The 18,809-nt window shown below is 69.7% G+C and carries 17 protein-coding genes; 6 read left to right on the top strand and 11 right to left on the bottom strand.

Annotated features, from left to right (window positions below):
• Position 1: 1 nt before the first annotated feature.
• The 4 genes from OG542_RS33485 to OG542_RS33470 all read right to left on the bottom strand — a co-directional run bounded on the left by OG542_RS33485 (position 2) and on the right by OG542_RS33470 (position 3,606).
• Positions 2 to 442: a DUF948 domain-containing protein gene (locus OG542_RS33485; RefSeq protein WP_184597204.1), complete on the bottom strand. Its 441-nt coding sequence runs from the start codon at positions 440 to 442 to the stop codon at positions 2 to 4.
• A gap of 189 nt (positions 443 to 631) precedes the next feature.
• Positions 632 to 1,246 (bottom strand): 30S ribosomal protein S4, encoded by a 615-nt coding sequence (gene rpsD, locus OG542_RS33480; RefSeq protein ID WP_193480208.1) that lies wholly within the window; start codon positions 1,244 to 1,246, stop codon positions 632 to 634.
• Positions 1,247 to 1,540: 294 nt separating this feature from the next.
• Positions 1,541 to 2,893: a replication-associated recombination protein A gene (locus OG542_RS33475; RefSeq protein WP_328415718.1), complete on the bottom strand. Its 1,353-nt coding sequence runs from the start codon at positions 2,891 to 2,893 to the stop codon at positions 1,541 to 1,543.
• A 56-nt stretch (positions 2,894 to 2,949) separates the two neighbouring features.
• Entirely contained in the window at positions 2,950 to 3,606 is a 657-nt protein-coding gene (locus tag OG542_RS33470) for a vitamin K epoxide reductase family protein (protein ID WP_193480210.1), read from the bottom strand.
• Between the two features lie 142 nt (positions 3,607 to 3,748).
• On the opposite strand from OG542_RS33470, the gene OG542_RS33465 reads away from it, so the two are divergent.
• The 4 genes from OG542_RS33465 to OG542_RS33450 are packed head-to-tail and all read left to right on the top strand — an operon-like array spanning position 3,749 to position 7,270.
• Entirely contained in the window at positions 3,749 to 4,615 is an 867-nt protein-coding gene (locus tag OG542_RS33465) for an ABC transporter ATP-binding protein (RefSeq protein ID WP_328415716.1), read from the top strand.
• A complete protein-coding gene (locus OG542_RS33460; protein WP_311124695.1) occupies positions 4,612 to 5,457 on the top strand; it encodes an ABC transporter permease in 846 nt (281 codons plus the stop codon). The genes OG542_RS33465 and OG542_RS33460 overlap by 4 nt, the downstream gene beginning before the upstream one ends.
• Complete coding sequence (locus tag OG542_RS33455; protein ID WP_328415714.1) at positions 5,454 to 6,650, top strand: sensor histidine kinase; 1,197 nt, start codon at positions 5,454 to 5,456, stop codon at positions 6,648 to 6,650. Before OG542_RS33460 ends, OG542_RS33455 begins: the two co-directional genes overlap by 4 nt.
• On the top strand, positions 6,647 to 7,270 hold the full coding sequence (locus OG542_RS33450) for a response regulator transcription factor (protein WP_328415712.1): 624 nt from the start codon (positions 6,647 to 6,649) through the stop codon (positions 7,268 to 7,270). The genes OG542_RS33455 and OG542_RS33450 overlap by 4 nt, the downstream gene beginning before the upstream one ends.
• 164 nt (positions 7,271 to 7,434) lie before the next feature.
• On the opposite strand, the gene hisS is transcribed toward OG542_RS33450, so the two are convergent.
• On the bottom strand, positions 7,435 to 8,697 hold the full coding sequence (gene hisS, locus OG542_RS33445) for a histidine--tRNA ligase (RefSeq protein WP_311124698.1): 1,263 nt from the start codon (positions 8,695 to 8,697) through the stop codon (positions 7,435 to 7,437).
• A gap of 11 nt (positions 8,698 to 8,708) precedes the next feature.
• Complete coding sequence (locus OG542_RS33440; protein ID WP_184597217.1) at positions 8,709 to 9,416, bottom strand: MBL fold metallo-hydrolase; 708 nt, start codon at positions 9,414 to 9,416, stop codon at positions 8,709 to 8,711.
• 168 nt (positions 9,417 to 9,584) lie between these two features.
• On the opposite strand from OG542_RS33440, the gene OG542_RS33435 reads away from it, so the two are divergent.
• Together OG542_RS33435 and OG542_RS33430 are read left to right on the top strand one after the other, a co-directional pair.
• Positions 9,585 to 10,430 (top strand): peptidylprolyl isomerase, encoded by an 846-nt coding sequence (locus OG542_RS33435; RefSeq protein WP_261679021.1) that lies wholly within the window; start codon positions 9,585 to 9,587, stop codon positions 10,428 to 10,430.
• A gap of 135 nt (positions 10,431 to 10,565) precedes the next feature.
• Positions 10,566 to 11,795: a DUF349 domain-containing protein gene (locus OG542_RS33430; RefSeq protein WP_328337432.1), complete on the top strand. Its 1,230-nt coding sequence runs from the start codon at positions 10,566 to 10,568 to the stop codon at positions 11,793 to 11,795.
• Between the two features lie 82 nt (positions 11,796 to 11,877).
• Here the strand turns inward: OG542_RS33430 and relA are convergent, their stop codons facing one another.
• The 5 genes from relA to yajC all read right to left on the bottom strand — a co-directional run bounded on the left by relA (position 11,878) and on the right by yajC (position 18,656).
• Positions 11,878 to 14,397 (bottom strand): GTP pyrophosphokinase, encoded by a 2,520-nt coding sequence (gene relA, locus OG542_RS33425; RefSeq protein WP_311124700.1) that lies wholly within the window; start codon positions 14,395 to 14,397, stop codon positions 11,878 to 11,880.
• A 194-nt stretch (positions 14,398 to 14,591) separates the two neighbouring features.
• Positions 14,592 to 15,131, bottom strand: coding sequence for an adenine phosphoribosyltransferase (locus OG542_RS33420; protein ID WP_328337434.1), 540 nt, complete (start codon positions 15,129 to 15,131; stop codon positions 14,592 to 14,594).
• On the bottom strand, positions 15,128 to 16,237 hold the full coding sequence (gene secF, locus OG542_RS33415) for a protein translocase subunit SecF (RefSeq protein WP_328415707.1): 1,110 nt from the start codon (positions 16,235 to 16,237) through the stop codon (positions 15,128 to 15,130). Before secF ends, OG542_RS33420 begins: the two co-directional genes overlap by 4 nt.
• 1 nt (position 16,238) lies before the next feature.
• Entirely contained in the window at positions 16,239 to 18,008 is a 1,770-nt protein-coding gene (secD, locus tag OG542_RS33410; RefSeq protein WP_328415705.1) for a protein translocase subunit SecD, read from the bottom strand.
• Between the two features lie 132 nt (positions 18,009 to 18,140).
• Positions 18,141 to 18,656, bottom strand: coding sequence for a preprotein translocase subunit YajC (gene yajC / locus OG542_RS33405; RefSeq protein ID WP_328415703.1), 516 nt, complete (start codon positions 18,654 to 18,656; stop codon positions 18,141 to 18,143).
• Between the last annotated feature and the right edge of the window lie 153 nt (positions 18,657 to 18,809).

Raw genomic sequence — 18,809 nt, 5'->3', positions numbered from 1 at the left:
CTCAGTCCCTCTTCCCTCGGGCGTTCCGTCGAGAGACCGTGCGGCCCACGATCACGGTACGCCTGGACGCCTTGGCGGGCACGTCCTCCTTGCGGCCGCCGAGGGCCCGGCGCACGCCGTAGCCGAAGGCGGCGACCTTGACCAGGGGGCCGCCGAAGGTGGAGGCGACGGTGGTCGACAGCGCGGAGGCGTTCGACGTCACCTCCTGGACGTCGGAGGCGATCGAGTCGACCCGGTCGATCTGGGTCTGCGCGGAGCGCACCGCCGAGGAGGCGTCGGCCAGCAGCGGGACGGCCTGGTCGGTCACATCCGCCACGAGCTTGGTGGTCGCCCTGAGCGTCTGGGCCACCCTCGCCAGCGCGACGGCGAGGAAGGAGACCAGAATCGCCCAGAAGACGGCCACCAGGATTCCGGCCACCTCTCCACCGGACACTGTGTGCACCCGCTCCCTGAAACGTGCCTGAACATCTGCCTGAATACGAGAAAGTCGTGCCACGAGCCTATCGCGCCGGGGGTGCGGCTCCGTACCGGATTGCCGCCCGGCGACGGCGGATTCGCGAAAGCCCGCCGCCTCGCCCGCCCGGAAGGGACGGGGAGACGGCGGGCTGTTGTACCGCGTGCCTGCCGAGGATCAGCGGGCGTAGTACTCGACGACGAGCTGCTCGTCGCAGATCACCGGAATCTCCTTGCGGTTCGGCTCGCGGTCCAGGCGGAACGCCAGGGCCTTGAGGTTCACCTGGAGGTAGCGCGGGGTCTCGCCGTCGGGGGCGAAGCCACCCTCACGGGCGATCGTGAAGAGCGTCTTCTCCTTGGAGCGGTCGCGGACCTGCACGACGTCGTCCGGACGGACACGGAAGGAGGGCTTGTCGACCTTCTTGCCGTTGACCGCGATGTGGCCGTGGACGACCATCTGACGGGCCTGGTAGATCGTGCGGGCGATGCCCGAACGCAGGACCAGCGCGTCGAGACGGCGCTCGAGCTCGATGATCAGGGCCTCACCGGTCTTGCCCTGGACCTTGGAGGCACGGTCGTAGGCGCGGACGAGCTGGCGCTCGGACACGTCGTACTGCGCGCGCAGACGCTGCTTCTCGAGCAGACGGACCTTGTAGTCCGAGTTCTGCTTGCGGCCGCGGCCGTGCTCACCCGGCGGGTAGGGGCGGGCCTCGAAGTACTTGACGGCCTTCGGGGTCAGCGCGATGCCGAGGGCACGCGACTTCTTGACCTTGGGGCGGGACTGGTTCGCCACTGTTTCTCTTTTCCTGGTTTCGGCTTGTCAGGGTTGTGGGAGGTCGCATCCGCAGCCGGGGAAACCCGCCTCGTCCGTGCGGACGGGGTGGGCAGCCGCTCCCTGGTCTGGGCACATACGTGCAGCACGCGAGTGGCCCACCGGCCGGTCCCGGAACCCCGGGTGGTGGTGGGCTGCCCGCGACACCGTTCGACGGTGCGCGACGCTCCTGGAGCCGGTCCGAGGATCGGCTCCGGCCGACTGTCCCGTTCTGACTGCACGGGACGCGGCACTCCGACCGAGTTTACAGGGTGCTCAGGACCGCTTTCGACCGAGGTTCTTCCGGGTCCATTCGACCGCGTCCGCGTAGCGGGCCTCCGCGCCGTGCCGGGTCGGTGTGTAGTACTCGCGGTTCTTGAGCGCGTCCGGGGCGTACTGCTGGGCGGCGATGCCCTCGGTCAGGTCGTGCGGGTAGACGTAGCCCTGGCCGTGACCGATCTTGGTCGCGCCCTTGTAGTGGCTGTCGCGCAGGTGCGCGGGCACGGACCCGGCGAGCCCCTTGCGTACGTCTTCGAGGGCGGCGCCGATCGCGGTGGTCGCGGCGTTGGACTTGGGCGCCAGGGCGAGGGCGATCGTGGCGTGGCTGAGGGTGAGGGCGGCCTCGGGGAAGCCGATCATGGCGACGGCCTGGGCGGCGGCGACCGCGATCTGCAGCGCGTTCGGATCGGCCAGGCCGATGTCCTCGCTGGCGGAGATCATCAGGCGGCGGGCGATGAAGCGGGGGTCCTCGCCGGCCTCGATCATCCGGGCCAGATAGTGCAGGGCGGCGTCGACGTCGGAGCCGCGGATGGACTTGATCAGGGCGCTGGCCACGTCGTAGTGCTGGTCGCCGTCGCGGTCGTACTTCACGGCGGCCCGGTCGACCGTCTCCTCCAGGGTGGTCAGGCCGATCTCCGTCTCGCCCTTGTCCAGGGCGGCTCCGGCGGCCGCCTCCAGGGCGGTGAGGGCGCGGCGGGCGTCACCGCCGGCGATGCGCAGGAGGTGGCTCTCGGTCTCCCCGGGGAGGGCGACGGCACCCTTGAGGCCGCGCTCGTCGGTGAGGGCGCGCTGGATGAGGTCCTTGATGTCGTCGTCGGTGAGCGGTTCGAGGGTGAGCAGCAGGGAGCGGGACAGCAGCGGCGAGATCACCGAGAAGTACGGGTTCTCCGTCGTCGCCGCGATCAGCGTCACCCAGCGGTTCTCGACGGCCGGTAGCAGGGAGTCCTGCTGGGCTTTGCTGAAGCGGTGGATCTCGTCCAGGAAGAGGACGGTCTCCTTGCCGTATCCGCCGGAGGCGCGGCGGGCGCCGTCGATGACCGCGCGGACCTCCTTGACGCCCGCGGTGATCGCCGACAGTTCGACGAAGCGGGCGTCGGTGGCCTTGGAGACGACGTACGCCAGGGTGGTCTTGCCGGTGCCGGGCGGGCCCCAGAGGATCACGGAGGAGGCGCCGGCGGGGCCGGAGGCCTCGCCGACCAGTCTGCGCAGGGGCGAGCCCGGCTTCAGCAGATGCTGCTGTCCCACGACCTCGTCGAGGGTGCGCGGGCGCATCCGCACCGCCAGGGGGCTGCTGGACGGCTCCTTCTCCTGGCGTTCTTCTGCTGCGGCGGTGAACAGGTCGGGCTCCACGTCAGAAACCCTAAATCACGGCACTGACAATCCCGCGGGGCCCCGGTGCGGCCGGGTCAGCTGGTCCAGAAGTCCCACCAGCGGGTCAGGATCAGCATGCCGATGATCCCGATGTGCAGCACGGGCAGGACCCAGGTGAACTCGCCGAAGAAGCTCTTGAGCCAGTTCGGGGCCGGGAGGAAGCCCTTGCGGATGTTGAACGACGTCACGTACCAGAACATGAGGATCGTCGCGACCCAGGCCAGGGAGCACCACAGGCACAGTGCGTTGATCCGGTACAGGGACTGGAACATCAGCCAGGCGCAGAAGACGACGCCGAACAGGCAGCCGGCGTTGAAGGTGAGCCAGTACCAGCGCGGGTAGCGGGCGCGGGCGAGGAGGCTGATGCCGACGGCGACGACGATGCCGTAGCAGACGAGGCCGAGCATCGGGTTCGGGAAGCCGAAGACGGCGGCCTGCTTGCTCTCCATGACGCTGCCGCAGGAGACGACGGGGTTGAGGCTGCAGCCGGGCGTGAACGTCTTGCCCTCGACCTTGGCCTCGAGGAGCTTGAACTTGTCGATCGTGATGACCCAGGCGGAGAGCAGTCCGGCCGCGCCGGTGATCACCAGCAGCAGGGCGAGGGCCCGGCTGCCGCCCTCGGTGCGGGGCGCGATCTCGGCGCGCTCCGTCTCGGGCTCCATGGAGACGTCCTTGACTGTCGTCTTGCTCATCACGCCGATTCCGTCGCTTGAGGCCTGACCATCTTCGGGCATGGCCATTGTGCCGCACACGGGGGTCTGTCCACCGTTCAGTGGACATAAGCATGTCCGCACGGTCGGCCCTGAGGGTTCGGTTCCGGCCGATGATCGTCGCATGACAGCACACGGGTACGACCTCGCCGTGGACGTGCGAGGGCTGCGCAAGCGCTACGGGGACGTGACCGCCGTCGACGGTGTCGATCTCGGCATCCGGCGCGGCGAGGTGTTCGGCCTGCTCGGACCCAACGGCGCGGGCAAGAGCACCACCGTGGAGATCCTCCAGGGCAACCGGGCCCGGGACGCGGGCGAGGTGTCCGTGCTCGGGTCGGACCCGGCGACCGCCACGCGCGCGTGGCGCTCACGCGTCGGAATCGTCTGGCAGGACGAATCCGCGCCCGCCGAGTTGACGGTCCGGGAGACCGTACGGCACTTCGCCCGCTACTACCCCCGGCCGCGCGACCCCGAGGAGGTCATCGGCCTGGTCGGTCTGGAGGCGAAGGCGGACAGCCGGATCAAGGCGCTGTCGGGCGGTCAGCGCCGGCGCCTGGACGTGGCGCTCGGTGTGATCGGCGGCCCGGACCTGCTGCTCCTGGACGAGCCGACGACCGGTTTCGACCCGGCGGCCAGGCGGCAGTTCTGGTCGCTGATCCGCGCCCTGGCCGACGACGGCACGACGATCCTGCTGACCACGCACTACCTGGAGGAGGCTCAGGCCCTCGCGCACCGGCTGGCCATCGTCGCCAAGGGCCGGATCGTCGCCGAGGGCGAGCCCGGGGCGCTGCGGGAGCGGTACGGCACCGAGGCCGTCGTCGAGTGGACCGAGCCGGACGGCCGCCCGCGCAGGGCGCGCACCGAGACGCCGACCCGCACGATCGCCGGGCTCCTGCACCGCTTCGACGGCGAGATCCCGGGGCTGACGGTGAGCCGCCCCACGCTGGAGGACGTCTACCTCCGGCTCACCGGACAGGAGGAGGGGGCATGACCACGACCGTCGTCCGGGAGCGCCGTGAGGTCGGTGCGCAGCGGCTGCCCGGTGCGTGGGGGCTCGGGCTGCGGCGGGGCGCGCTGGAGATCAGGCAGTTCTTCCGGCAGCGCGACCAGGTGGTGTTCACCTTCGCCTTCCCGGTCGTCTTCCTGTTCCTGTTCGCGTCGATCTTCCGGGACGACGTGGAGGGCGCGGGGATCACCGCCTCGCAGTTGTACGTCCCGGCGATGATGGCCGCCGGCATCATGTCGACGAGCTTCCAGGCGCTCGGTGTCTCGATCGCGATCGAGCGCGAGGAGAAGGTACTGCGCCGGCTGCGCGGCACGCCGATGCCGCCGACGGCTTACTTCCTCGGCAAGATCTGGCTGGTTCTTTTCACGGGTCTGCTGGAGACGGTGATCCTGCTCCTGATCGGCACCACCTTCTACGACGTGGCCCTGCCCTCGGACGCGGGCCGCTGGTTCGACCTGGCGTGGATCTTCGTGCTGGGGATCACGGCGTGTGCCCTGCTCGGCATCGCGATCAGTTCGGTGCCGAAGTCCGCGAACAGTGCCAGTTCCGTGGTCGTCCTGCCGTTCCTGGTGCTGCAGTTCATCTCCGGGGTGTACATCGCCATCGGCACCATCCCGGACTGGATGCTGACGGTCGGTGCGCTGTTCCCGCTGAAGTGGATGTGCCAGGGGCTGCGCGGGGTGTTCCTGCCGGAGTCGGCGCAGGTGCTGGAGCAGGCGGGCAGTTGGGAGCTCGGACGCGTGGCTCTGGTGCTCGCCGCGTGGTGCGTCGGAGGATTGGTGCTGTGCCTGCTGACGTTCCGCTGGAAGGACCGGCGCGAGGGATGAGCGATGCGGCGGATGCCGGCAGCGCTTACACCTGGGAGCGTTCGTTCCGGCTCTGGGACACGTACTTCGCGCTCATCTGGGTGGTCACTGTGGCCTACGTGCTGGCCGCGGAACATCCCGGCTGGCCGGTCCGTGCGGTCGCTTCCTCGCTGCTGGTTCCACTGCTCCCGCTGTATGTGGTGGTCGGGCGCCGTCTGATCCAGGGCGACCCGCCCGACCAGCGGCAGGCGATCGGCTATCTCACGGCGGCACTGGCGCTGTTCCTGCCGTCGGCCGTCCTCGCCGGTGAGACGCGGCTGCTGACCTTCGCGCTGATCCCGCAGTGCTTCATGACGCTGCGGTTGCGGTCGGCGCTGGTGGCCGTGGCCGTGATCAACCTCGTGCCCGTGGTGGGCTGGGCGCTGCTGTGGCGCCCCGATGCCCGGGATGTGGTCTTCAACCTGCTCTTCTGCCTGGTCACCCTGGTGTTCTCGGTGGCGCTCGGCAGCTGGACGATCCGGATCATCGAGCAGAGCCAGGAACGGGCCGAGCTGATCGCGGAGCTGGACGCGAGCCGGCACGAGATCGGCCGGCTGTCCGAGGCCCATGGGGCGCTGGCCGAGCGGGAGCGGCTGACCCGGGAGATCCACGACACGCTCGCGCAGGGATTCACGAGTCTGGTGATGCTGGTCCAGGCGGTCGAGGCGGAGCTGGATCACGACGTGCCCACGGCGCGGCGTCATCTGCGGCTGATGGACGAGACGGCCCGGCAGAACCTCGCCGAGGCCCGGGCCCTGGTCGCCGGGGGCGCTCCCGCCGACCTGGACGGTGCGTCCCTGCCGGACGCGTTGCACCGGCTCGCCGCGCGCCATGCCGCGACGCTGGAGGTGACCGGGCCGGTCCGGATGCTGCCCGCCGGGCCCGAGGTGGTGGCGCTGCGCGCCTGCCAGGAGGCGCTGGCCAATGCCCGTAAGCACGCGGGGAGTTCGGTGACGGTCGGCGTGTCGCTGGCGTACGGGGACGACTCGCTCATGGTGTCCGTACGGGACGACGGCTGCGGCTTCGACCCGGCAGCGGTCCGCGGCGGATACGGTCTCGCGGGGCTGCGGGCTCGGGCCGTCGAGGTGGGCGGAACCGCGGAGGTACGCAGTGCCCCCGGTGACGGGACGGCCGTGACCGTCCGGCTGCCGGTCGTGAGGAGGGAGACGCCGTGATCCGGATCGTCCTGGCCGACGACCATCCGGTCGTACGGGAGGGGCTGCGGGCGATGCTCAGTGCCGAGTCCGATCTGGAGGTCGTCGCCGACGCGTCCAGTGGCCCGCAGGCGGAGGCGCTGGCGGCGGAGTTGCGGCCGGACATCGTGCTGATGGATCTGCGGATGCCGGGGGGCGGGGGTGTGGACTCCATCGTGCGGATGACGCGGGCCGGGCTGCCGTGCCGGGTGGTCGTGCTGACGACGTACGAGACGGACCGGGACATCCTGCGGGCGGTGGAGGCCGGGGCCGCGGGTTATCTGCTGAAGGACCTGCCGCGTGCCGAACTCGCGGAGGCCGTACGGGCGGCGGCACGAGGCGAGACGGTACTGGCACCGTCCGTCGCGGCCCGGCTGGTGGACCAGCTGCGGACCAAGCCGGACCGGCCCCGGCTGTCGGAACGCGAGACGACGGTGCTGCGCCTGGTTGCCGAGGGCTGCACGAACGCGGAGATCGGGCGCCGGTTGTTCATCGGGGAGTCGACGGTGAAGACGTATCTGCTGCGGATCTTCGGCAAGTTGGGCGTGGACGACCGGACGGCGGCGGTCACGAGCGCGATGCGGTACGGGTTGCTGGACTGAGGATTCTCGCCCCCGCCGCCCCTACCCGTCCCACCACCAGGGGCTCCGCCCCTTCGACCCCGCCAGGGGGCTCCGCCCCCTGGACCCCCGATCGGCCTGAGCGGCCTCGTCCTCAAACGCCGGACGGGCTGAGAGGGCGAGACCACCCAGGCAGGAGCGGCGGCTCAGCCCAGCCGGGCTTCCAGTTCCGCCACGATCTCGTTCACGCCCACTGCCGTCTGCTCGCCCGACTCCATGTCCTTGAGCTGGACGACGCCCTCGGCGAGGTCGCGTTCGCCGGCCACGACCGTGTAGCGGGCACCGCTGCGGTTGGCGTTCTTCATGGCGCCCTTGAGGCCCTTGGCTCCGTAGGAGAAGTCCGCGGCGATGCCGTTCTTGCGGAGTTCCGTGACCTTGGCGAACAGGACCCGGCGGGCCTCCTCGCCGAGCGGGACGGCGAACACGCTGGTGGTGGCGGGGAGTTCCAGCTCGACGCCCTCCGCCTCCAGGGCGAGGACCGTGCGGTCGACGCCGAGGGCCCAGCCGACGGACGGCAGGGCCGGGCCGCCGATCATCTCGGAGAGCCCGTCGTAACGGCCGCCGCCGCCCACCGCGGACTGGGAGCCCAGACCGTCGTGGACGAACTCGAAGGTGGTGCGGGTGTAGTAGTCCAGGCCGCGGACCAGCTTCACGTCGTCCTCGAAGGCGACGCCCGCCGCCGTGATCAGCTCGCGGACCTCCTCGTGGTACGCCTTGCACGCGTCACAGAGGTAGTCGCGCAGCAGCGGGGCCTCCCCCAGCTGCTTCTGGACCGACTCACGCTTGTCGTCCAGAACGCGCAGCGGGTTGATCTCCGCACGGCGCAGGGTGTCCTCGTCCAGGTCCAGCCCGCGCAGGAAGTCCTGCAGTGCCGTCCGGTACACCGGGCGGCACTCCTTGTCGCCCAGGCTGTTGAGCAGGATCCGGAAGTCGCTCAGGCCCAGCGAGCGGTACGCCTGGTCGGCCAGGATGATCAGCTCGGCGTCCAGCGCAGGGTCTTCCGCGCCGATCGCCTCGGCACCGACCTGCGAGAAGTGGCGGTAGCGGCCCTTCTGGGGACGCTCGTAGCGGTAGTACGAGCCGGAGTACCAGAGCTTGACCGGGAGGTTGCCCGCCTTGTGCAGGTTGGCCTCCAGCGCGGCGCGGAGGACGGACGCCGTGCCTTCGGGGCGCAGGGCCAGTCTGTCACCGCCCTTGGTCTCGAAGGCGTACATCTCCTTCGTCACGATGTCCGTCGACTCGCCGACACCGCGCGCGAAGAGCTCGACGTTCTCGAAGCCCGGCGTCTCGATGTAGCCGTAGCCGGAGTCCCGCAGGGGCGCGGCGATCGCCTCACGCACCGCAAGGTACTTCGCGGAGTCCGGCGGGATCAGGTCGTACGTGCCCTTGGGGGCCTTGAAGGTGCTCACGGAAGGTCTCGTCACATTCCTCGTCGGGGAGCCGGAGAAGGTCCCTGGCCGGCGGCCACCTGCCGCAGATACGGGTTGGTGGCGCGCTCCTGGCCGATGGTCGTCTGGGGGCCGTGGCCGGACAGCACCACGGTCGAGTCGTCGAGCGGCAGGCACACGCGGCCCAGCGAGTCGAGCATCTCGGCCATGTCGCCGCCGGGCAGGTCGGTGCGTCCGATGGAGCCGGCGAACAGCAGGTCGCCCGAGAACAGGATCGGCGGGATGTCCGCCGCCTCGGGCATGCCGAAGGTCACCGACCCCTTGGTATGGCCGGGCGCGTGCGCGACGGACAGCTCCAGGCCCGCCAGCTCCAGCTTCGCCCCGTCGGCCAGCTCCTTGACGTCGTCCGGCTCCCCCACGGTCAGCTCGCCCAGCAGCGGCATCCCGATGGAACGGCCGATCCCCTTCTCGGGGTCGTTCATCATGTACCGGTCGTCGGGGTGGATCCAGGCCGGCACGTCGTGCGCGCCGCACACCGGGACGACCGAGGCCACGTGGTCGATGTGGCCGTGGGTGAGGACGACGGCGACAGGCTTGAGCCGATGCTTTCTGATCGTTTCCTCGACGCCGTCGGCGGCCTGATGGCCGGGGTCGATGATCACGCACTCCTCACCGGCGGCGGGGGCGACGAGGTAGCAGTTCGTCCCCCAGGCCCCGGCGGGGAACCCGGCAATGAGCACGATCGTCCTTCGTTGTGTCGATACGTGAGGCTGCGGCTGGTGACAGAGCCTACCGGCGCTGCCGATTCCTCAGCGAACCCATATACGGTACGGGTCACACGCAGGCGGCCGTCACACAGGACGCACGCGTACCGGTCGACGTTCGAGACCCAATGAGGAGAGAACCCGGTGGTCAGCCAGGAACAGCGGCGGCGTCAGCTCGCCCGGGAGAAGTTCTTGCGGCAGCAGCAGCGACGCACGGACGCTCGACGCAAGGCCCGTATCCGCAACTCCGTGATCGCCTCGGCTCTCGGCGTGATCGTGGTGCTCTCCGTGACGGTCTTTCTGACCAAGCCGTTCGAGGACAACGGCAAGACGGAGAACGCGAACGCGGACGTCACGCCGAGCGCCTCGCCCAGCAAGGCCCCGGACCCGTGCGAGAAGCCCGCCGCGGGCAAGGTCAAGTCGCAGACCTGGAAGAAGGAACCTGCGATGTCGATCGATGAGTCGGCGAAGTACACGATGAAGCTCGACACGACCTGCGGTGAGATAGACGTCGCGCTGAAGGCGTCGGCGGCGCCGCACACCGTCAACTCGTTCAACTACCTTCTCGGCAAGGGGTACTTGGATCACAGCAAGTGCCACCGGCTCACCAACCAGGGCATCTACGTCCTGCAGTGCGGCGACCCGCAGGGCACCGGCATGGGCGGCCCCGGCTACACGATCCCGGACGAGAACCTCAAGGACAAGAGCCTCAAGGGCGGGGTGTACCCGGCGGGCACGGTCGCGATGGCGAACCAGTACAACGCCCAGACGAAGCAGGGGCGTGACAGCGGCGGCAGCCAGTTCTTCCTCGTCTACCAGGACAGTCAGCTGCCGCCCGACTACACACCGTTCGGTACGGTGTCCGAGGCGGGCATGAAGGTCCTGACGAAGATCGCCAAGGCCGGAGCGCAGGCTCCCGACCCTCAGACGGGCAACACGGCGCCCAACGCGACGGTCGTGATCAACAAGGCCACGATCACCGAATCCTGACCCCCAACTGCGAAATTTCGGTCGCGCGGGATGCGGACACGCCCCCCGCCGGTCGCCTATGTTGGCCGTGACGAAACTGTGGACGATGCCCGGGGGTGCTGAGGCCCCTCGCAGGCATCATGTGGAGGAGGCGCTGTGAGCAGCGACCCGTGGGGCCGCGTCGACGAGACGGGGACCGTGTACGTGCGTACGGCCGACGGCGAGCAGGTCGTCGGTTCCTGGCAGGCGGGCTCCCCCGAGGAGGCGCTGGCCTATTTCGAGCGCAAGTACGAGGGCCTGGTTGTCGAGATCGGCCTCCTCGAAAAGCGAGTGAAGACCACCGACCTGTCGGCGAAGGACGCCCAGGCCGCCATCGACCACATCCGGGAGCAGGTTGACGCGCACCACGTGGTGGGCGACCTGGACGCCCTGCGGGTCCGGTTGGACAAGCTCGTGGAACAGGTGGACGCGCGCCGCGAGGAGCGCAAGGCGCAGCGGGCGCGGCAGTCCGACGAGGCGCGCAAGTCCAAGGAGGCGCTGGTCGCCGAGGCGGAGGAGCTGTCGCAGTCCGACCAGTGGCGGGCGGCCGGTGAGCGGCTGCGGGCCCTGGTGGACACCTGGAAGGGCCTGCCGCGCCTGGACCGCAAGTCCGACGACGACCTGTGGCACCGGTTCTCGCACGCGCGGTCGGCGTTCTCCAAGCGGCGCAAGCAGCACTTCGCGCAGCTGGACGCCCAGCGCGAGGAGGCGCGGCGGACCAAGGAACGGCTGGTCTCCGAGGCCGAGGCGCTGTCGAACTCGACGGACTGGGGGGTGACGGCCGCCCGCTACCGGGAGCTGATGGCGGAGTGGAAGGCCGCGGGCCGTGCGCAGCGTGAGCACGAGGACGATCTGTGGAACCGCTTCCGCGGTGCCCAGGACGTCTTCTTCGCGGCCCGCAGCTCGGTCTTCGCCGAGCGGGACGCCGAGCAGGCGGAGAACCTGAAGCTCAAGGAGGAGCTGGCCGAGGAGGCCGAGAAGCTCCTGCCGGTCACGGACCTGAAGGCGGCCCGGGCCGCGTTCCGTTCGGTCAATGAGCGCTGGGAGGCCATCGGCCATGTGCCGCGCGACGCGCGGCCCAAGGTCGAGGGCCGGATGCACGCCGTCGAGCGGGCCATCCAGGAGTCCGAGGAGGCCGAGTGGCGCCGGACGAACCCGGAGGCACGCGCGCGTGCCGAGGGTCTGACCGGCCAGCTCCAGGCCGCCGTGGACAAGCTGCGGGGCCAGATCGAGCAGGCCCGCGCGCAGGGCAACAACGCCAGGGCCGACAAGCTCGAGCGTGAGCTCGAGGGCCGCCAGGCGCTGCTGGATCAGGCGCTGAAGGGTCTGCAGGAGTTCGGAGGCTGATCCGTCGGCCGAAGCGGTCGAAGGAAAGCCGAAAGGAAGAGGGTCCCGTACGGCACGTACGGGGCCCTCTTTCGCGTGGTGTTCACGACCTGCTGCGCGCCGACGTCACCCGGTACACGTCGTAGACGCCCTCTACGCCCCGGACCGCCTTCAGCACATGGCCGAGATGCTTCGGATCGCCCATCTCGAAGGTGAAGCGGGAGGTGGCGACGCGGTCGCGGGAGGTCTGGACGGCCGCGGAGAGGATGTTGACGTGCTGGTCGGACAGCACGCGGGTGACGTCCGACAGCAGCCGGGAGCGGTCCAGCGCCTCGACCTGGATGGCGACCAGGAAGACCGAGGACTGAGTGGGCGCCCACTCGACCTCGAGGATGCGCTCGGGCTCGCGGGACAGCGACTCCACGTTCACGCAGTCGTTGCGGTGAACCGATACGCCACTACCACGGGTGACGAAGCCGATGATGGGGTCGCCGGGTACGGGCGTACAGCAGCGGGCCAGCTTGACCCACACGTCCTCGACGCCCTTCACGACGACGCCCGGGTCGGCGCTGGAGCGGCGCTTGCGGCTGCGGCCACGGGCCGGCGGGACCGACTCGTCGATCTCCTCGGTGGCCGCCTCCTCGCCGCCGAGAGCCTGGACGAGCTTCTGCACGATGTTCTGCGCGGAGACATGCCCCTCGCCGATCGCCGCGTACAGCGCGGAGATGTCGGCATAGCGCATCTCGTGCGCGAGGGTCACCAGTGAGTCGCCGGTCAGGATGCGCTGGATCGGCAGGTTCTGCTTGCGCATCGCGCGGACGATGGCGTCCTTGCCCTGCTCGATCGCCTCGTCGCGGCGCTCCTTGGAGAACCAGGCCCGGATCTTGTTGCGGGCCCGCGGCGACTTGACGAAGCCGAGCCAGTCGCGGGAGGGGCCGGCGCCGGCCGCCTTGGAGGTGAAGACCTCGACCAGGTCGCCGTTGTCGAGGGTGGATTCGAGCGGGACCAGGCGGCCGTTGACACGGGCGCCTATGGTGCGGTGCCCGACCTCGGTGTGGACCGCGTACGCGAAGTCCACCGGGGTGGCGCTCGCCGGGAGCGCTATGACGTCGCCCTTGGGGGTGAAGACGAAGACCTCGTTGCGGGAGAGGTCGAAGCGCAGGGACTCCAGGAACTCGCCCGGGTCCTCGGTCTCCTTCTGCCAGTCCAGCAGCTGGCGCAGCCAGGCCATGTCGTTGAGGTGGTCGTCCTTGCTCTTGCCGGACGACTTGGGGGCGTCGCTGCGCACCTTCGAGGCGCCTGCGACGGCCTCCTGCTTGTACTTCCAGTGCGCGGCGATGCCGTACTCGGCGCGGCGGTGCATGTCGAAGGTGCGGATCTGCAGCTCGACGGGCTTGCCGCCGGGGCCGATCACCGTCGTGTGCAGCGACTGGTACATGTTGAACTTGGGCATCGCGATGTAGTCCTTGAACCGGCCGGGGACCGGGTTCCATCGCGCGTGCACCGTGCCGAGGGCCGCGTAGCAGTCGCGGACGGTGTCCACGAGGACGCGGATGCCCACCAGGTCGTAGATCTCCGCGAAGTCACGGCCGCGGACGATCATCTTCTGGTAGACGCTGTAGTAGTGCTTGGGGCGGCCGGTCACGGTCGCCTTGATGCGGGCCGCCCGCAGGTCCTGCTGGACCTCGTCGGTGACGATGGCGAGGTACTCGTCGCGCTTGGGAGCGCGCTCGGCGACCAGGCGGACGATCTCGTCGTACATCTTGGGGTAGAGGATCGCGAAGGCGAGGTCCTCCAGCTCCCACTTGATGGTGTTCATGCCCAGCCGGTGGGCGAGCGGCGCGTAGATCTCCAGGGTCTCGCGCGCCTTCTTCTCCTGCTTCTCACGCTTGAGGTAGCGCATGGTGCGCATGTTGTGCAGGCGGTCGGCGAGCTTGATGACCAGGACGCGGGGGTCCTTGGCCATGGCGACGACCATCTTGCGCACGGTCTCGGCCTGGGCCGCCTCGCCGAACTTGACCTTGTCCAGCTTGGTGACGCCGTCGACGAGCAGGGTGACGACATCGCCGAAGTCGCGGCGCAGGTCGTCCAGGCCGTACTCGGTGTCCTCGACTGTGTCGTGCAGCAGACCAGCCATCAGCGTGGCGGGATCCATGCCCAGCTCGGCGAGGATGGTGGTCACGGCGAGGGGGTGCGTGATGTACGGGTCGCCGCTCTTGCGCTTCTGGCCGCGGTGCCAGCGCTCGGCGACCTGGTAGGCGCGCTCGATCTGGCGGAGCGTCGCCGTCTCGATCTTCGGGTCGTTGCCGCGCACTATCCGCAGCAGCGGCTCCAGGACCGGGTTGTAGGGGTTCGCACGCTGGACGCCGAGCCGGGCCAGACGGGCGCGGACGCGGTTGGAGGAGCCGCTGCGGGCGGGCTGGCCGCCGGCCTGGCGCACCGCGGGAGGGACCGGCTTGGGGCGCGACTGCTCGGCGGGCTTGTCGACCGGCGCCGCCTGGGCGTGCTCGACCGGCCCGCGGCTGTCGTTCTTCGCGTGCGGCGCGTTCGGCGCGGGCTTGGCCGCGGCTGCCGAGGCGGACTCGGGCTTGGCGGCGGTCAGGTGCTGGGCCTCGTCTGGCAAGAGGGCTCCTCGTGCGCGTTCCGGGACCCCCGGTCAGGCTCCGGAGACCCCATGGTAGCGATCCTGAGCTCCAGGATCGCCTTCAGGCCAATGTGAGGACCGTCTACCCGGGGAACGCGAGAGGCGGGCACCGGACTCCTCCGGGCCCGCCTCCGCGGTGTCGTGCCGGTGTCCACCGGGCTGCTGTGGGCTTTCTAGACCGTGAGCAGGGCCTCCAGCGGGGCACCGCGCAGGGCCGGCTCCAGACGGGCTCGGCCGCTGAGGAACCCGAGCTCCATGAGGACGGCGAGACCGGCGACCTCTGCGCCGGCCCGGCGGATGAGCTGGAGCGAGGCCTCGGCGGTGCCGCCGGTGGCGAGGACGTCGTCGATGACCAGGACGCGGTCGTCGGCGGTCAGGTCCTCGGCGTGGACCTCGATCTCGGCCGAGCCGTACTCCAGGTCGTAGGCCTGGCCGAGGGTGGCTCCGGGGAGCTTGCCCGCCTTGCGTACGGGGATGAAGCCGAGGCCGGCGCGGACGGCGACCGGGGCGCCGAGGATGAAGCCGCGGGCCTCGAGGCCGACGATCTTGGTGGCGCCGGCGGCCTCGGCGATCTCGGCGAGGGCGTCGGTGAGCGCGGTGAACGCCGCCGGGTCCGCCAGGAGCGGGGTGATGTCCTTGAACATCACGCCCGGCTCCGGGTAGTCGGCCACATCCCTGATGCGGCTGAGCAGCAGTTCCTTGATGTCGGTCATCGGCGCTTCCCCGAGGGGCGGCCCCGGCCGCGATTGCGGGAAGCGGGCTGGTTGCGCGGGCCGACGACCGCGGGTGCGACGTCCTCGGGCTCGTCGGCGTAGGACTCGTCCCCGGTCTCCGCCTGAGGGGTCTCGCCCTTGGCGGCCCGCTTGGCCAGGACGCGCTTCTTCAGGGCCTTCATCTGCGGCTCGCGCTCCTTGAGGTCGGCGACGAGCGGCGTGGCGATGAAGATCGAGGAATACGCACCGGCGGCGAGGCCGACGAACAGCGACAGCGAGATGTCGTTGAGCATGCCGGCGCCGAGGACACCGCCACCGATGAACAGCAGGCCCGCGACCGGCAGCAGCGCGACCACCGTGGTGTTGATCGAGCGGACCAGGGTGCTGTTGATCGAGCGGTTGGCGATGTCGCTGTAGGTCCAACGGGTCTGCTTGGTGATGTCCTTGGTCTGCTCCTTGAGGCTGTCGAAGACCACGACCGTGTCGTAGAGCGAGTAGCCGAGGATGGTGAGGAGACCGATCACCGTGCCGGGTGTGACCTCGAAGCCGACGAGGGCGTAGATGCCGACCGTGATGGTGATGTCGTGGATCAGCGCGACGAAGGCGGCGACGGCCATGCGCCACTCGAAGGCGATCGCCAGGTAGATCACCACGAGGATCAGGAAGATGCCGAGGCCCTGCCAGGCCTTGTTGGCGATCTGCTCGCCCCAGCTGGGGCCGACGAGCTCGGCGTTGATCTGCTCCGAGTCGATCTTGAGGTCGTCGGCGAGCGTGTTCTTGATGTCGTTCGCCGCGCCGGTGTCGATGCCGGCGACCTGGATGCGCATGCTGCCGTCGCCGAGCTTCTGGACGATCGCGTCGTGGCCGGAGGCCTCCTCCGCGTACCGCTCGGCCTGGGACACCGAGGCGCTGGTGTTCTTCGGGGTGTTGAAGACGGCGCCGCCCTGGAACTCGATGCCCATGTTCAGGCCGCGCACCGCCAGGCCGGCGATGGCCAGGATGGTGATCAGGATGGAGACGCCGTACCAGATCTTGCGGTTCTTGACGAAGTCGTAGCCGACCTCGCCGCGGTGGAGTCGGGCGCCGAGGTTGCCGAGTTTCGACATCTCAGGCCTCCTTCGGGTCGGCAGGGGCGGCGGGGCGGCGGGTACGGCGCAGCGGCGGCTGGACGCCCAGGCTCTTCGGGTCGAGGCCGGACCACTTGTGGCCGTTCGCGAAGAACGGGCGCCGGGCCATCAGCGTCAGCAGCGGCTTGGTGAAGAGGAACACTACGACCACGTCGAGCAGGGTGGTCAGGCCGAGCGTGAACGCGAAGCCCTGGACCTTACCGACGGTGACGGCGAACAGCACCGCGGCGGCGAGGAACGACACGAAGTCGGAGACCAGGATGGTGCGCCGGGCGCGCGGCCAGGCCCGCTCGACGGCGGGGCGCAGGGAGCGGCCCTCGCGGATCTCGTCACGAACGCGTTCGAAGTACACGATGAACGAGTCCGCGGTGATGCCGATGGCGACGATGGCGCCGCACACGGCCGGCAGGTTCAGCGCGAAGCCGATGGCCGGGCCGAGCAGGGCCATGAGCGTGTAGGTGAGGGCCGCGGAGACCAGCAGCGAGAGGATCGCGATGAACGACAGGCCGCGGTAGTACGCCAGCAGGTAGATGACGACCAGCGCGAGACCGATGGCGCCGGCGATCAGTCCGGCCTTCAGCTGGTCACCACCCAGCGCTGCGGTCACGGTCGTCATGCTGTCGACCTTGAAGGTCAGCGGCAGCGCGCCGTAGGACAGCATGTTGGACAGTTCCTGGGCGGACTGCTGGTTGAAGTTGCCGGAGATCTCGGCGTTGCCGCCGGTCAGGGCCTCCTTGACGGACGGGTCGGAGACCACGTCGCCGTCCAGGACGATAGCGAACTGGTTCTGCGGCGGCTGATTCTGGGCCAGCTTGCCGGTGATGTCGCCGAACTTCTTGGCGCCCCCGTCGGTGAAGTCCATCTGGACCGTCCAGCCCGCGCCGGTCTGGGTGTTCAGGGTGGCCTGGGCCTTGTCGACGTCGGTGCCGTCGACCGCGGCGGGGCCGAGGATGTACTTCTGCCACTGGCCCTGCGAGTTCTTGCCGCAGGCCAGGGTCATCTCGGAGGCCTTGACGCCGTCGCCCACGGTGGAGCGGGTCTTCTCGTTGGTGCAGTCGAGCTTGGCGTACTTCGCCTGCAGCGCGCTCGCGTCGGCCTCGGCGGAGCCGCCGCTCGACGACGGGGAGGGGCTGGCCTTGGCCTTGTCGTCCGAGGCGCTCGCCGACGGTGTGGCGTCGGCCTTCAGCGCGTCGGTGACCGGGCGGCCCTGCGTGGTGGGCGTGGCCGACGGGGAGGCGGAGTTCTTGTCGGTGGCCTTGGGCTTTTCGGTGGCCTTGCCGGACGGCTTGTCCGAGGGGCTGCCGGTGGGGCTCGGGGAGGGGCTGGCCGTGCCCTGGCCGCCGGATACCTCGGTGGCGAGGACCGGGCGGAAGTAGAGCTTGGCGGTGGTGCCGACCTGCTTGCGGGCCTGCTCGGAGTTCGTCCCCTTGGGGATGTTGACGATGATGTTTTCCCGGCCCTGCGTCTGGACCTCGGACTCCGAGACGCCAAGACCGTTGACACGTCGTTCCATGATGGAGACGGCGGTGTCCATGTTGGTCTTGTTGATGGCCGCCTCGTTGCCGGCTTCGGGGACCGCGCGTAGCGTGATGCTCGTACCGCCGGCCAGGTCGATGCCGAGACGCGGTTTCGTGTGCCCCGAGGCGAACATCCCACCGGCGAGCGCCACGAGGGCGATCAGGATCAGGGCCAGCGAGCGCCCCGGCTTGCTCTGGGCGCTCGCGTTCCGGCCCTTTTTAGGTGTGGCCACCTTCTCGTACTCCCTCTCGGGCCACCTCGCTCCGGATCGGCGGACGGGCGGCCATGACATGGTGTCGGGACTCCGTGCGAGCTGGGCGTGTCCCGGGGTGCGCGGGCCGGGCCCGCGCACCCCGGGACACGACTACTTCGCCTCGGAGCCGCCGTCGGTCTTCTTCGGCTCTGCGTCCGTCTTCGCCTCGGCGGCCGGGGTGCCATCGGCCGGGGCGTCGTCGCCGGCCGGCTCGTCGGCCGCGTCCTTCTTGCCGAGGTCGACGGCCTTGTCGTCAGCGCCGGATTCGGCGGCGGAGTCGTCGGTCCCGGTGAGGGAGGAGGCGTCGTCCGGGACGATGTCGGCGTCGGACTTCAGGTCGTGCTCGACGCCGTGAACGATGCGGTTGTACTCGTCGTCGGTGAGGACGGCACCGATGGCGTTCTTGGCGAAGAGGAGCTCGACACCCGGACCGGCGTCGACGAGGACGGTGTCCTCGTGCACCTCCTTGACCGTGGCGTACACGCCCCCGATGGTGCGGACACCGCTGCCGGGCTGCATTTGGTTCCGCATGTCCACGGCCTGCTGCTGCTTCTTCTTGGCCGACCGGGTCATGAGGAACATGGCCCCGATGAGCACAATGAACGGGAGGAGGGTCAGGAGACTCACGGGTCGGTACTTCCTTCACACGACCGCGCTGTGAGCGGCCAGATGGTTGGGGGTATGTACGCCGCCGACAAAGGCGGCATCGGCGGAGTCTAAGCGAGTCCGCGCGCATGGAACAACGCTCAGCATGGCACCGGGGTTCCTGCTGCGGCCACT

The organism is Streptomyces violaceus (assembly GCF_036014075.1).
Taxonomy (GTDB): domain Bacteria; phylum Actinomycetota; class Actinomycetes; order Streptomycetales; family Streptomycetaceae; genus Streptomyces; species Streptomyces violaceus.
Note: the sequence above shows the minus strand (reverse complement) of the source record. Positions and strands in the feature narration are given on the sequence as shown.